Genomic DNA, 13730 nt, shown 5'->3' on the forward strand with positions numbered 1-13730 from the left:
TGACACGACAGCGATACACACACAGCCCGCGATTGGAAAGTCTTAATACTATACCCCGGATACGAATGAGTGCAGCCAGCCCGGATGGTGTAGTGGCCCATCATACAACCCTGTCACGGTTGTGACGCGGGTTCAAATCCCGCTCCGGGCGCTTTCTCCGTTCCGCTACTCGGACAGCGCCGCGTCCGTTCCCAACGCCTCCTGTCTCGATCCACGCCAACCGACGCGACCAGGCCGGGCTAGCGGTCGCCGGCGAACCGGCCCGTGATGTCGTATTCGTTGCCGGTGAGAACGAACGCCACGTCCTCGATGACGCCGCCCAGCTCCGGCACGATACGCAGCAGCGCCAGCGTCAACACGACGAGCACCACGACAGACAGCGACTGCGCAAGCACGCGATCCGCGAACAGATACGACACCCGGTTGGGGTTGTCCGTCGGGAACAACGCAAACACCACGCCTTCGATAACATCCCCGCCGAACCACTGGTTGCCGTGTGCGATCGCGATGAACACGACACGCACCAGGTTCATCCCGTAGATCAGCGGGATCGCCACCCCCAGTGCGCGCAGCCTGCGCCGCATCGGCGCGTCGACGGCCGCCACGAGCCCGCCGACGATGCTCATGCTTCCGATCCCCGTACACGCCAGTAGCACCGTTGTGGGGAACCCCCAGGGTTCGCCGGTCACGACGTTCGTCCCGTGGAACGCGAACTTCGCAGGGTAGCCGTGGTAGCTCGTGGCGACCTCGATCGCCGGGTGGTAGCCGAGTTGGCCCATGATCCACGCGGCGTGGTGTGTCGTCGTGAGGATCGCCCACCGCCGCAGCGGCTCGATCGTCTGAAACGGAATGTAGAGCAGCCCCATGACCGCGATCGCGCGGGTCAGTGTCGCCAGCGACTTCCGGCCGCTGGCCACGAGGTACGCCGTGTAGAGGCACGCGGGCACGGCCGCTGCAGCGAGTGCGCCCTCGATGAGTGACTGCTGCACGAGCAGGAAGTGTTCGATGAGCAGGCCCCAGAACAGCCCGAACACGGCCCACGCGCCGACGGCGGCGTACCGCCGCACCGCCTCGTGGTCGTCGCTGGCCGCGTCGATCAGGGCGCTCGTTGCGAACGCCGCGACGACAACCCATGCGAGCGCGTCTGTCGCTGCAGTCATGGTTGCTGGTCCGAGCGAAACACGCCCCGTGCATAGGCGTGTTGGTGTCTGTGGGCGGCCAGTCGCTGCGGTCGTCTCGGTGTTGGCCATCGACAGCATATGGCTGATATATGGCTTTTTCTACAGGCAGTCATGTCTCGGTGATCCGACTTCTACTAGGTGATCACGAGGAACCCTACATAATTCCAAGATTACATAATCTCAATAAAGCCAACATTTATATATTGTTAGGTTGTTGTCCGGGATTATGATGGGAAACAACCACATGGATTCCCGCGCGCTGAAAGCATTAATTATGACCGCCGTCGTCTGCCTGTCGGCCGTCGCGGCTGCTGGCGTCGTGTCCGCAGACAACGGTCTGAAAGTCACCGTTTCAGACGTTGCCGTCTCCGACGACGAACCGACGACCGGTGACACCATCACTGTCACGCCGACCGTGCGCCACTCCAGTTCCAGCGACGGATCGTTCGAGATCACGCAAGTGACCCTCTCCGGTGACGGCGGGAACCTGGCAAAGGTCAGCGATTTGGGAACGATCGCCGGCGGCGAGTCGATCGACGTGCCGCTTCGCACGTCCTTCGACTCAGCTGGTGACAAAGAACTCACAGTCACCGTTCGCGGTGTCCAGACCGACAGTGACGGGGTCACCCGCAGCATCGATTCCGTCGACTACCCGGTGTACGTCTCGGTCTCGGAGCCGTCCTCGTCGTCACCACCCGAACCTCGCCTTCAGATCGACGCGCAGTCCGCGGTCGCGGGCACCGACACGCCGGTCACCGTCACGGTCTCGAACGGCGAAGAGGACCCGCTCACGGACCTGTCGCTCGACCTCGAAGCGACCAACCAGAACCTCGACACTGAGACGCGCCTGAAGCCGGTGCTCGGCACCGAGAACATCACCCAGTTCGAATTCGATATCCGGCCCGAACGCACCGGGACGATCGACCTCAAGGCATCGCTTGAAACCAGCGACGCCGCAGTCAACACGTCGAAATCCATCGACGTCGATGCGCTCCGAACCGACGTCCGCGTCGACGCAACGGTCATCGAAGAGAACGACTCGAAGTTCCTCCAGTATCGCCTCATCAACCTCGGTAACGCAGCCGTCAACGACGTGACCACGGTCGGCACCGACGACGTCGGTCCGGCACCTGCGGCTGCGTTCGGGACCGTCGACGCCGCCCACTCACAGACGGTGACTGTTCCCACTACGCTGGACGCCGACACCACGCTCTCGCTTCACACTGAGTACCAGGTCGGCGGGGAGTCCTACGACAGCTCGCAGTCCGTCCAGGTCTCCAGCTCCTCGATGTCGATCGCACCAGCCACGACCCAGCCGAACCAGTCGGCACAGCAGTTCTCGCTGACGCCCGGCTCCATCACTTCGCTGTCCGGCTCTGTCGCCGCGCTTCTCGTGTTGGGATCGCTGGGCGGGCTTGGCGTGATCGCGTTCCGCCGGTTCCGCGACGGCGAATAACCGCTCCTCCTGTTTTCTGCCGTCCTGTTCCGTGTCCCGCTACTCCGTCGCGTACAAGAACACGGCACACGCCGCCAGCACGGCTTCGGCTACCTTCGAAATCACGGCCGTCGTATTGAGTGTGTTGCCCATGTAGAAGGCGTCCACGCTGAACCCCTGGAACACGAACAACGAGACGATCGTGGTGAGCGCGTACGCCGCCGCCACGAGATACAGCGCCTCGCGCCAGTAGCTGCTCACGTAGACGGCGCCGCCAGCCAGGAACCCGACGCCGTTCAACACGAACAGGATCGCCAACTGCTGGTTCAACCCAGCGATCTGATTGCCCAACTGGAGATGGATGACCCCCGTGACGATCGCCGCCAGCAGTGCGAGGTAGCCGACCACGTGTGTCGGGAGTGCGATGATCGACGCCGCCTCCCGGCTCGCCGTGCGTGATTGCTGTGACATACCCACAACGTGTTGCCCGTTCTATGTAATAGTTTGTGCGCCACGTAGCACGCACGAGCAGGGTTACGCCACTAACACCGCTTCGAGATACGCGTGGGTCGCTTCCCGCACCGGCGTCAGGTCAGTCGTCATCGTGACTCGGCGTGTGAACACGCCGGTCAACAGCGTCGAGATGAACGACGCCACTTGCGTCGGATCGACATCGCGGAACTCTCCCGCGTCCACGCCACGCTGGATGATCTCCGCGATGTGCTCCTGTTGGATCCGGTCGATCGTCGTGATCTGTTCGCGGTAGTCGTCGTCGTGGACTGCCTGCGCGCGGATCTGAATGAACGCCCGGATCGTCCCATCCGTCGGCGGCGACAACGCCGTGGCATCCGATCCGGCGTGGTGTCCGAACACCACCTCGTCGATGAACCGTCGCAGCTGCCGGCGGGGGTCCTCGTCGTCGGACTGAACGATCCGGTACCGAAGCTCCTCGACGACGTAATCGACGAGCGCGAGCAACAGCGTGTCTTTCTCCGCGTAGTGATGGTAGACCGACGCCTTCTGCAGGCCGACCTCCTCGGCGATCCGATTCATCGACAGCCCACCGTAGCCGTCCCGCTGGAGCACGAGAAACGCCGCCCGGAGGATCTCCTCGCGTGTGTCTTCTGGAGGCCCCGCAAAGGGACTATCGCCGTTCATACTGATAGTTACGAGAGTAGTATTTTGAAGGTGCTGATTACCGACCCCCACGTTCGCCCCTGCCCTCGTCGCTGTCAGGTCTGTTCTCTGTCGGGTTGCCGTCCGCTCCGTCGTTGTGGCCGACTGTCGGCGGGGTTCCGAGCGCCCAAAGTATTTACCCACCCGACTGCGTCCTCTAGATATCCCCTCTCACGGACGACTGCGCCCGTCCGCTGCGGCCCCACAGATGGACACGATCAAATAACAGGGCCGCGAACCACCGCACTAGATCGGGTGGCGCACCTGGAGACGCTCTCATCCATGACACGCACTCCCTCGCTCACGACGACACTGCGCGCGACCGCCGTTTCCATTCTCGTCGTGGCTGTCGTCTGCACGCCGGTCGCCGGGACAGTGGCTGCGGCCACGGATCACGCCCCGACAGCGGCCGCCGGCGCGCCCCCGGAATCACCTTCGAACAGCACCGACGACGCTGGCTGGCAACACACCGAGCACACACGGCCCGCGGGAGACATCGTTTCGCTCTCACTGACACTGCCCGACCGCATTCCCAACGATCACCCCGTCTATATTCACGTCGGCGGCGCCGATGCCGGTTTCCTCGACGTCGTTCGCGCCGTCGACACTGACGCCGACGGCACGATCACCCTCGGAATCAACACCAGGACGCTCGGGACCAGTACGAGTCTCAGCCCGACGAACACCGAAAACGTCTATTACAGCGGTGGTGACACCGTCACAAGCGGCGTTCACGGACGCCTCGACGGCGATCCCGGGCCGCGGTTCGTCGGCCCCGACGGCACCCAGCTCGACGGATTTGCCGACTACCTGGCCACGGTGGGGCTGATCCGGAGCGCCGACCGCGAGCGGCCGACAGCCCAACTCACTCGCCCCCTCCAGCCCGGCACATACACCGTGACGGCGACCACCAACCGAACCATCAGCGCGCAGGCACGCACCGACGGCGCGACGACCGCACTCACGTCGTCACCGGCCGACGGCGGATTCGACACCGCGACGGTCTCACTGACAACCCCGGGCGTCCACAACATCACGGTGAACACGGCCCCCGCCGGCGCGGCGGACGCAGCTCCGAACGCGACCGCGCTCGCGGCGTCGATGACCGACCAGCGACCGCCCACGACCACCGACCGGGTTGTGATCGCGGCCAACGCGACCGGAATCTACGGCCATCTGGCAGCCATCGCGGGCGGGCCGGACGCGCTCGCCTCGGGTGTCGCCCCGAGTACCCTCTCCACACTCGAAGCCCGAACCGGCGAAGGCGTCCAGTTCGCGGTCGAGGCCACCAACAGCCCTGTCGTCAAGGGCCCGGACTCACCGCCCGGCATCGAGTCCCCACTCGAAATCCTCGACCTATCCGGTGCGGATCCGGCCGCGGCCTCAGTGTACGCCAACGCGTCACGCGGGCGACTGTACGTCGTTGTCGATCCACAGGCGGTTGCTGACTTCCAACCATCCAGCGGGACCGACTTCCAGAACCTCTCGGCGTCGCTCACCTACGAGACCGACCCCGCCGACGCGTTCCAGTTCGACCGTGGGGACAACAACATCCAGACGTATTACCGCAGCCTCCTGGGTGGCGCTGGCGGAGACATAACGATCCCGGCGTTCCCCTATCTGGCTCCCGGCACCAACGAGACCGCCAGCGACGACTTCCAGGTCGTGACGCCACGCACACGCTTCGATCTCCGAGCCGACAGCGGTGACGGGCGGCTGCTCACACGCGCACAGCCGACACACGTCTCGGGTGTGACGAACCTCGCGCCGGGAACCGAGGCGACGGTTCGCGTCTCGTTCGCCGAATCGAACGGATCGTTCGGCTACATTCAGCGGTCCACTGCGACCGTAGCCGCCAACGGCACGTTTACCGGCACCGTCGACCTCCCGGTTCCAACCGTCGGGGAGACGGTGACACTGACGATGTTCGTTGCCGACGATACGGTTGCGCACACGACGGCGACGGTCACCGACCCGACACGCACGACCACGGCAGCCACGACGACGCCCGAGACGCAGTCCGAAACGACCACCACGTCGCGCGAAACCGGCGGTCCAACGCCGGGGTTCACCGCCGTGGGGGCACTCGTGGCGGTTGTCATCGTGTTCGCTGGTGTGGGCCTGCGCCGCCGCCGCGATTGACATCCTCCCCGCGCTAAAGCGCGAGGATTCCTCCGTTGGGGGTTCGGCTACCGACCCACGGAGGCAACTTGCGGGTTTGTGCGCACTTCTTTGGGACTTTCGTGAGGGTGTGGTTTCCCCGACCAATCGTGGTCGTCCCACTCGAATCGCACGGGCCGTGCCATCGGCCTGACTTCGCAATCGCTGTTTTCTCGAAGGAACGTCTCTGATGCCGTGAGGTCGGCGTGCCCCTCGAAGCCACACGGACACGTCAGCGTATCTTCGTGGCGAACTGTCTCCTCGTGGTCGCCACACTCGGGGCACGTCTGACTCGTCCACGCTTCCGACTCGGCTTCAAGAGAGATGCCGTACTCCTCACAGACACACGCGAGACGGTGGATGAACTTCTTGAACGCCCAGAAGTTGTGCGTCTTCTCGTTCACCCTGACCGACCAGTGCGTTTCCAGCACGTCGGTCAAGTCGCCCACGTACACCGTCGCCACGCCCTCGTCGTACAGCCGTTCAACGAGGTCGCGTACCAGCGCGTTCTGTGCGTGGTCACGGCGTTTCGTTCGCTGCCGGTACAGCCGTCGAATCCGTTTCGAGGAGTAGCGTCCCTCGCGGAGTTTCGACTGTAGACGGGCGATTTCGTCGGTCGTCTCGCGGAACCGTCCGAACAACTCCCGTCCGTCGTAGAGGTACTGGTTCCCAGTAGTCGTGGAACAGGCGACGAGATTGTTCGCGCCAACGTCGAGGGCGGCTTCTTCGGAAGCCAGTGGTGAATCCAGTCGAGAATCAGGTACGGTGACTGGTTGAAAAGCCCTGAACGTGTCGCTCACCTCGTCGTACGCAAGTTCCAGACGACCCTGTTTGCCGTCCCACTTCGGGTTGCCTCGGACTTCGAGGCGGAGTCGTTCATGGTAGCCGAGTCCGTATTCGTCTTTCAGTTCTTGCCCGACAGGGATTTCGAGACGGCTACGCTTGCCCCACTGAACCGTGTACTGGTTGTTTCGGATGTAGGTGCGGAGTTCGCGTCCGTCCTCTTCGTTCCCCCAGTACGACGGTGGGTTGGCGTCCTCGCCTTTCTCTTTGAGAGCGAAGAACGACCGCCACGCTTCGCTGTTCTTGCGCGTGACCTGTTGGACCGTCGCGCTTCCGACGACGCCGTTGTACTGTCCACGGTATTCGGAAGTATCCCACACGTCGCCGTCACCGAAGTAGTTCTGGCGGCGTTCATCAGATTTCAAGGCGGATACCCCGAGGCTTGACCTCGGGGAGGAAGCCGACACTACCCCTCACAAACCACGCTCGATAGTAGGCCCGACTCCCCCACTCAATTATGTGGTTTTAAGTATCTATCACCATACTAATGAAGTATGGAGGTTGTTCGGAACATCCAAGTCAAACTCGACGTTTCCAAAGAGGACGCCGAAGTCCTCGATGAGACGTTCGAGCAGTTCCGACACGCGGCCCAACACGTCGCAGACCACGGATGGGACGACAACTCCTACAACATCACGGACACCAAGAACACACTCCACAAAGAGACGTATTCTGATGTTCGTGATGAACTCTCCCTGCAATCCAGTCTCGTCCAATCCGCCCGAAACCTCGCGGCCACCGCACTCGGCAACTGCAAAGACAGAATCTTTGACGGCGAACGAGCAAGCAAGCCGGAGTTCCGAGGAAGCGTCGTTGTGTACAATGGTCGAACCATCACGTACAACGACGACCACGTATCTCTTGCCACCGTAGACGACCGCGTGACCGCTGAATACGTCACGCCCGTCAACGAGGAAGGAACGCCGTTCGAGGACTACTGGACGGATGAATGGGAGAAAGCCGAAGCAACGCTCCACAAACGCGATGGCACGTACTACCTCCACGTCGCCGTGAAGAAAGACGTTGACACCTCTTGCGACGAAGAATCCGAGAACGGAGTGGTTCTCGGTGTTGACTTGAACGTGGACGGGTACGTCGCCGTCACCAGTACAGGAGCGTTCCTCGGTAACGCAGACTACCTCAACCACCGACGCGATGAGTACGAACGTCGGCGTGGAAACCTGCAACAAACAGGCACTCGGTCGGCCCACCTCACGATGCAGTCGATTGGCGACCGATTCGCTCGGTGGAGTGCCGATTACCTTCACTGCATCTCCAAAGAAATCGTGCAGGAAGCCGTGGAGAACGATTGTACGGCAATCGCGTTCGAGAACCTGAAACACATCAGGAATCGTATCTCGAACGCTTCAAAGTTTCAGCAGTGGGCGTTCAAGGAACTCCAACGGCACGTCGAATACAAAGCCGAAGAATACGGTATCGGCGTGGACGACGTGAACCCTGCGTACACTTCTCAGCGATGCAGTCATGGTGAATGTGGATTCACCCACGAAGATAATCGAGATGGTGACGAGTTCGAGTGTCTGAAGTGCGGGAAACGGTTGCACAGCGATTATAACGCCGCTCGGAATATCGGGTGGCGTCTTGTTCAGCACTGGCTCAAGTCTGGTGCTGGACGAGCCACGAGTCAACTGGCTCTGAAGTCAGGGACGTTGAACGCGAATGGTCGATTCCGACCTACTGCCCTTCGCAGTTAGAGCGGGAGTCCACTGACAAGCCTCGGGGCTTGACCCCGAGGCAGTTGACAGGTCAGTTCATTCCACAGGGAGGCGGAGGCGTCGAGTAGCCGTCGAAGGCACTCTTTGTCGTTCTCGGTCTGTGGCACGACCTCGAAAGTGTTGACGCGCTTCATGCGTCGTCACCCTCCTGTTCAGCGATATACTGTTCGACAGCGCCCTTCGATGCACTTCCTGCTGTTCCCACGTAGTACGAACGCGTCCACTTCACGCGGTCGTCGTATCGCTGATTATACTTCCGCGCCGAGATGCCCTTGACCCAGTTGACGATGAGGGACGGGGCGTTCTTCGGGGGACTCCCGATGAACAGGTGTACGTGGTCGGACATGACCTCGGACTCGGCCAGTTCGAGGCTCTTGTCCTCACAGATTTCCGCGAAGATGGTTTCAAGACGCTCCTTCGTCTTCCCCGTCAGGTGCGAACGCCGATATTTCGGCACGAACACTATGTGGTAGTAGAGTTCGTATTTCGCGTGACGGGTACTCTTCACCATCTATGCATACTATCACAGTCGGACGGCTTAAAGATTGCGTTGGAACCCCGTCTATGCCATCGACGGCGGTTGAATACTGTTGGTCGGCTTCATCCCCGCCCTGAAGGGCGAGGCTTTCGCCTCGAATTTTCCGTAACGTTGCCCGCTACCCGCGGCGTTGCTGGACGACCAACAAGAGAATCACGACCACCAACAGCCCCACGATCGGGAGCGCGTACTCGCTCACCAGCCCGGTCAGCGTTCCCAACGGCCCCGACTGATCGGCGGTGCCCGGCGACACCGCCGGACTGGATTCGATGTTCCTGAGCGTTGTACTGTCGGCCTGATCGCCCTCGCCACCGGCCGTTTCGGTTTCCGTTCCCGCTCCTTCCACCACCACTTCGTCGACCGGTTCTGACTGGGACAACTCGATGGTCTTCGTGTGCTCGGTCCCCGTCACGTCAAGCACGCGCACGCGCACGGCGGCCGGGTACGCCTCTGCATCCAGCAACTCCTGGAAGCTGACGTTCTCGGTGACACCACCGCTGTACACCGAGTTGATGTCGATCGTCTCACCGTCCGGCGTGAGCGACTCGACGCGCACGCGTGAGATCTGCCCGTCGTAGACTCGTCCGACCGCCTGGACGCGCTGTGCCCCCGCCGTTCCGGTGAGTGAGTTGTCGAACTGGATCGCCGGCGTGACCAGCTCGCTGTAGTTCACCGCGAGCTCGCGGGTGGTCCTGTGGTTGGCCTGGTCGGTGGCGATGAGTGTGATCGCCTTCGTACCGTCGAGGATCGGGACGGTCGTCGTCACCGTCTTCGAGAACGGGCGCTGCAACGGCTGGCGTTGCGTGAACAGGACATCCTGGCCGGCACCAGTTACCGGGCCGTCCCGGACGCTGATCGACGAGATCCCCACGCTATCGGTCACCTCAGCGGTGACCTCCACCGCCGAGCGCGTTGCGACCGGCCGCCGATCCAAGACGTTGATCTCGGGTGCAGCTGTGTCCTTGACCGCGATTTGGGTGTGGTACTGTCTGACGTTCCCGTATTCGTCCGCGACTTCGATCTGAAGTCGGTTGACGCCGCTGCCGACGCTCGGACGCCCCGGTCCGAGGCGCAACTCCTGGGAGAACGAGTCCCCCGGATCTGGAATCTCGATCTCCCGCTTGGCGTCCGCCTTCGAGTCCGGGAGGCCGTTTATACCCGGTCGGTAGTTGTAGTACCGCGTGATCTCCATGTACTCCACGGCCGACTGGTCCTGGATCGTCCCTTCTACGGTGACGGTGGCCTGATTGACGGTGTAGTTGTTACCTAGGGGTTCGTACTCGTTGTCCGGGCCGACGAACCCGGCCGACATCGGGGCCTCGAACGTGACGAGTGGCGCGTTCGGGTCTTCGGTGATCGTCCCGGTGTACGTCGTGGTCCCGTTCGCAGTCCTGACGACCGTGGTCAGGTCGTGCGTTCCCGCATCCAGGTCCAGCCTCGTGGATTCGTTGAACGCAGTGGCGTTCGGGACGTACGACCGCCGCGTGTTGTCGTTGATGCGCACCGAGATCACCTCGATGGTGGCGTTGCTGGTCACGTTCATCGCCAGCCGGGGGTTGTCGGCAGTCGTCACCGATCCACCATCGGGCAGCGGTGTGCCCGCAACAGTGAGGTTCGTGGTGAGGTTCAGCGCCTGATCGGTGGCGAACGGAACCCCCGCATGGATGTTGTTACCCGCGCCGTCGCTCCCCGCGACGGCCGGCTGTGCAGCGACACCGCCTGCAGGGACGACGAGCCCGGCGATGAGAACACAGACGCCGACGACGAGGCACTTCCGTGGCCCACTCCCGCTCATTGCGGCTTCGGTTCGAACTGGGGCATCTTTAACCCCCGTTTTCGCCGGACGGCACCGTGCGTGATGTCGCCGCTCCACCATTCACGTTTCATGTGAGCAATAAACATATAAATCGGTGTTCTGACGGCGGCTGGCGCGCGAAAAGGCAGAAAGCATTTACCAGTGGCCGGGTATAGTCTGGAGCACCCCTACCCGAAATGGCGGCTGCAGAAACCCACGATTCACCGTTTCGGCGGAATCAGGTGGATGCGGTCGTCTGGTTGGACTGACACCGTAGCTCAGTCACTCAGTAAAAATGACAGACACAACAGGTAAACTCCGCGCAGTCCTCCTGACGGCGCTGATGATCGGTTCCGTGATCGGAGCCGGCGTCGCGTTCACGGGCGGGGCTGCTGCGGCGAACCAAGAAAAGCTGAACGATTATCAGCGGTTCAATGATAATTCAAACTACGAATATAACAACGCCTCAGTAGATGGCAAGACCGGCGGGAGTGTCGGGGATGGCGCGACCATCTTCCAGGGCGAGGAAGACATCATCTTCCGGAATTCAAGTAACACGGACCAAACGTTCGACTCGGCAACCCTCTCGCGCACTGGTGGGTCTGACGAAGGTGTCCCGCTCCAGATGCCGATCCCCGAGGACCAGTCGACCGGTTCCTACGATAGCAGTGGTCCAGACATCGCCGAGGCTGACTTCGGCGTTACGGTCCAGAGTCCATCGGTGACGATGCTCGAAGTCCGCAACAACGCGGACAACGACGTCACTGGCGGAGTCCTGAACACACAGCAGAACGAATCTCGGGTCGCCGTTGATTACAACTACTACGCCGCTGAGGACATCGAGCTGACCGTCGAAGACGAGGACGGCCTCGATGTTACCGACGAGATCCTCACCGGCACCTCGGACACCCGGAACAACGGAACCAACACGGCGTACTTCGGCATCAACCCGAACAACGTTGACGCGGGCGACTACACGTTCTCCGTTGAAGGTGTCGAGGACCTGGACTTCGGTGACGCCACCGAGTCCGTCTCCGTGACGATTTCCTCCTCGAACAAGGCATCGCTGAACCTCGCCGAGGACGAAGTCGTGCAGGGAGCGAACCTCAAGTACACCATCGAGAACAGTCCGGAAGGTAACTACCACGCTGTCACCATCGACAGCAGCGACTTCCGCGACAACAGCAACGCCGAGGAAGCCGCGAAGGTCATGCGCAGCGTTGGTGACACTGTCGACACCGGTCTCGTCGTCGACAACGGCAGTATCACCAAAAGTGTAGACGCCTATGAAGACACCTCGATCTCGGACGTCGACTACGCGTACGCCATCGTCGAGATCGACGACGGAAACGGCGTCGGATCCATCGAGACGCAGTACCTCGATGACTCCAGCGCCGACATCGACCTCTACCCCGCATCCGGAACTGACGGCGAGAACTACGTCAACAGCGAATCACTCAACGGGACAGACGGCGTCGACGCTCTGAACAATCTGTCGACCGACGACGACACTGACTTCGACGTCACGCAGGGCGACATCACCCTCGACAACCCGACCGGCGCGTACGTTGTCGGCTCGGAAGTCGACATCAACGGGACCGCTAACGAGGGGACCGACGACGTCGTGCTGTACGCTCGCGACAACAACGACTTCGAACTCGTCACCATCGACGACGAGAAATCGATCGAAGTCGATAGCGACGACACGTTCGAGGAGGAAGACATCACGCTCTCCGATGGAGACAAGGGCGGTGACGACATCCTTGGTCTCCCCGGTACGTACCGCCTCGGCATCATCGCCAAGAGCGACGCCGTCAACTCGTCCGGTGGCGTGAAAGACAACATTGACACGTCCGACTTCAACCAGGGCGTCAGCAGTACGTCCTCGATCCGTGTGACTGACACGGAACTCACCGCGTCCTTCGAGACCTACAACGGGCAGGTCGCCGACGACGACAACCAGATCGACGTTGAGGGGACCGCCCCCGGGAAGGACAACGTTGCCGCCATCATCATCGGCAGCCGTGGCAAGGTCAAGTTCCAGTCCATCTCCGTCGACAGCGACGACACGTTCGACGAGGAGGACATCGACATCTCGGAGCTCCGACAGGGCAGTGCTTCCGCACACGTCCTCTCGTCGGGTCGTGACGGGAAGTTCGGTGAGGACACCGCCAGCAGCATCAGCGATCTTGAGGACGAAGTCGGTAACTACACCTCGGGTTCGCCGACTGGCGACCAGATCCGCGACCGCATCCTCTCGAACACGGTCGACGACACCGCCAGCGACGACCTCATCGTCACGCAGCAGTTCCGTCTCGTTGACGGACTGACCACGATCGAAGCCACTGAGGGTGGCGAAGCGGGCGGCTCGCTCACCGTCATGGGGACGACCAACCGGAAGGCCGACGACAACACCATCACGGTTGAACTCCTCCAGGGCGACGCGTCCATCGAGATCAACAGCACTGATGAGTGGAACAGCGACGGCCAGTGGTCGGTTGATGTCCCGCTCTCGAACGTCGAGCCGGGCAACTACACGGTCGAAGCTGACGACGGTGACAACACCGACCGTCAGAACGTCGAAATCGTCGAGGAACTCGAGGAGCCTGATCAGACGACCGTCGATCAGCCCGAGAACAACCAGACGATGACGACGACGATGACCGAGACGACCACCGAGACGACCACCGAGATGACTACCACGCAGGAGGACACCACCGAGAACGGCTCGGAGGGCACTTCCGATGGCGAGTCAGGCGGCAGCATCCCCGGCTTCGGTGTCGGTGTTGCGCTCGTCGCGGTCCTCGGTGCGGCGCTGCTGGCACTCCGCCAGAACTGATTGACCCACTGAATCACGTCTGACCGC

Annotated in this window: 9 protein-coding genes, 1 tRNA gene and 1 pseudogene; 5 read left to right on the forward strand and 6 right to left on the reverse strand. The window is 61.9% G+C overall.

Annotated elements, in window-relative coordinates; translation table 11 throughout:
- Positions 1 to 78 precede the first annotated feature (78 nt).
- A tRNA-Asp gene (locus ACOZ32_RS04815) sits at positions 79 to 151 on the forward strand.
- A gap of 88 nt (positions 152 to 239) precedes the next feature.
- Here the strand turns inward: ACOZ32_RS04815 and artA are convergent.
- Positions 240 to 1160 carry an archaeosortase A gene (artA, locus tag ACOZ32_RS04820; protein WP_285254785.1) on the reverse strand — a complete coding sequence of 307 codons (921 nt, stop codon included), beginning with the start codon at positions 1158 to 1160 and terminating at the stop codon, positions 240 to 242.
- 247 nt (positions 1161 to 1407) lie between these two features.
- Between artA and ACOZ32_RS04825 the strand changes: the two genes are divergently transcribed.
- Positions 1408 to 2637, forward strand: a complete 1230-nt coding sequence (locus ACOZ32_RS04825) for a transglutaminase (RefSeq protein ID WP_424334972.1) — start codon at positions 1408 to 1410, stop codon at positions 2635 to 2637.
- A gap of 39 nt (positions 2638 to 2676) precedes the next feature.
- Here the strand turns inward: ACOZ32_RS04825 and ACOZ32_RS04830 are convergent, their stop codons facing one another.
- Both ACOZ32_RS04830 and ACOZ32_RS04835 read right to left on the reverse strand, forming a co-directional pair.
- Positions 2677 to 3087, reverse strand: coding sequence for a DUF7475 family protein (locus tag ACOZ32_RS04830; protein ID WP_235167492.1), 411 nt, complete (start codon positions 3085 to 3087; stop codon positions 2677 to 2679).
- 63 nt (positions 3088 to 3150) lie between these two features.
- The gene (locus ACOZ32_RS04835; RefSeq protein WP_285254784.1) at positions 3151 to 3774 is read right to left on the reverse strand and encodes a TetR/AcrR family transcriptional regulator; all 624 of its coding nucleotides are present in this window, start codon (positions 3772 to 3774) and stop codon (positions 3151 to 3153) included.
- A 300-nt stretch (positions 3775 to 4074) separates the two neighbouring features.
- Here ACOZ32_RS04835 and ACOZ32_RS04840 point away from each other — a divergent pair, with 300 nt between their 5' ends.
- Positions 4075 to 5934, forward strand: coding sequence for a BGTF surface domain-containing protein (locus tag ACOZ32_RS04840; RefSeq protein WP_424334973.1), 1860 nt, complete (start codon positions 4075 to 4077; stop codon positions 5932 to 5934).
- A gap of 47 nt (positions 5935 to 5981) precedes the next feature.
- Here ACOZ32_RS04840 and ACOZ32_RS04845 read toward each other — a convergent pair.
- Positions 5982 to 7148, reverse strand: a pseudogene (locus ACOZ32_RS04845) (RNA-guided endonuclease InsQ/TnpB family protein); the annotation flags it as partial.
- 141 nt (positions 7149 to 7289) lie between these two features.
- Between ACOZ32_RS04845 and ACOZ32_RS04850 the strand changes: the two are divergent.
- Positions 7290 to 8510: an RNA-guided endonuclease InsQ/TnpB family protein gene (locus ACOZ32_RS04850; RefSeq protein ID WP_424334974.1), complete on the forward strand. Its 1221-nt coding sequence runs from the start codon at positions 7290 to 7292 to the stop codon at positions 8508 to 8510.
- A 151-nt stretch (positions 8511 to 8661) separates the two neighbouring features.
- Here ACOZ32_RS04850 and tnpA read toward each other — a convergent pair whose 3' ends face one another.
- Positions 8662 to 9042, reverse strand: a complete 381-nt coding sequence (gene tnpA, locus ACOZ32_RS04855; RefSeq protein WP_285252989.1) for an IS200/IS605 family transposase — start codon at positions 9040 to 9042, stop codon at positions 8662 to 8664.
- 145 nt (positions 9043 to 9187) lie between these two features.
- On the reverse strand, positions 9188 to 10864 hold the full coding sequence (locus ACOZ32_RS04860) for a hypothetical protein (protein WP_424334975.1): 1677 nt from the start codon (positions 10862 to 10864) through the stop codon (positions 9188 to 9190).
- Positions 10865 to 11159: 295 nt separating this feature from the next.
- On the opposite strand from ACOZ32_RS04860, the gene csg reads away from it, so the two are divergent.
- On the forward strand, positions 11160 to 13703 hold the full coding sequence (gene csg / locus ACOZ32_RS04865) for an HVO_2072 family ArtA-dependent S-layer glycoprotein (RefSeq protein WP_424334976.1): 2544 nt from the start codon (positions 11160 to 11162) through the stop codon (positions 13701 to 13703).
- Positions 13704 to 13730: the final 27 nt, after the last annotated feature.

Source organism: Halobacterium sp. MBLA0001, assembly GCF_049705385.1.
GTDB lineage: Archaea > Halobacteriota > Halobacteria > Halobacteriales > Halobacteriaceae > Halobacterium > Halobacterium salinarum.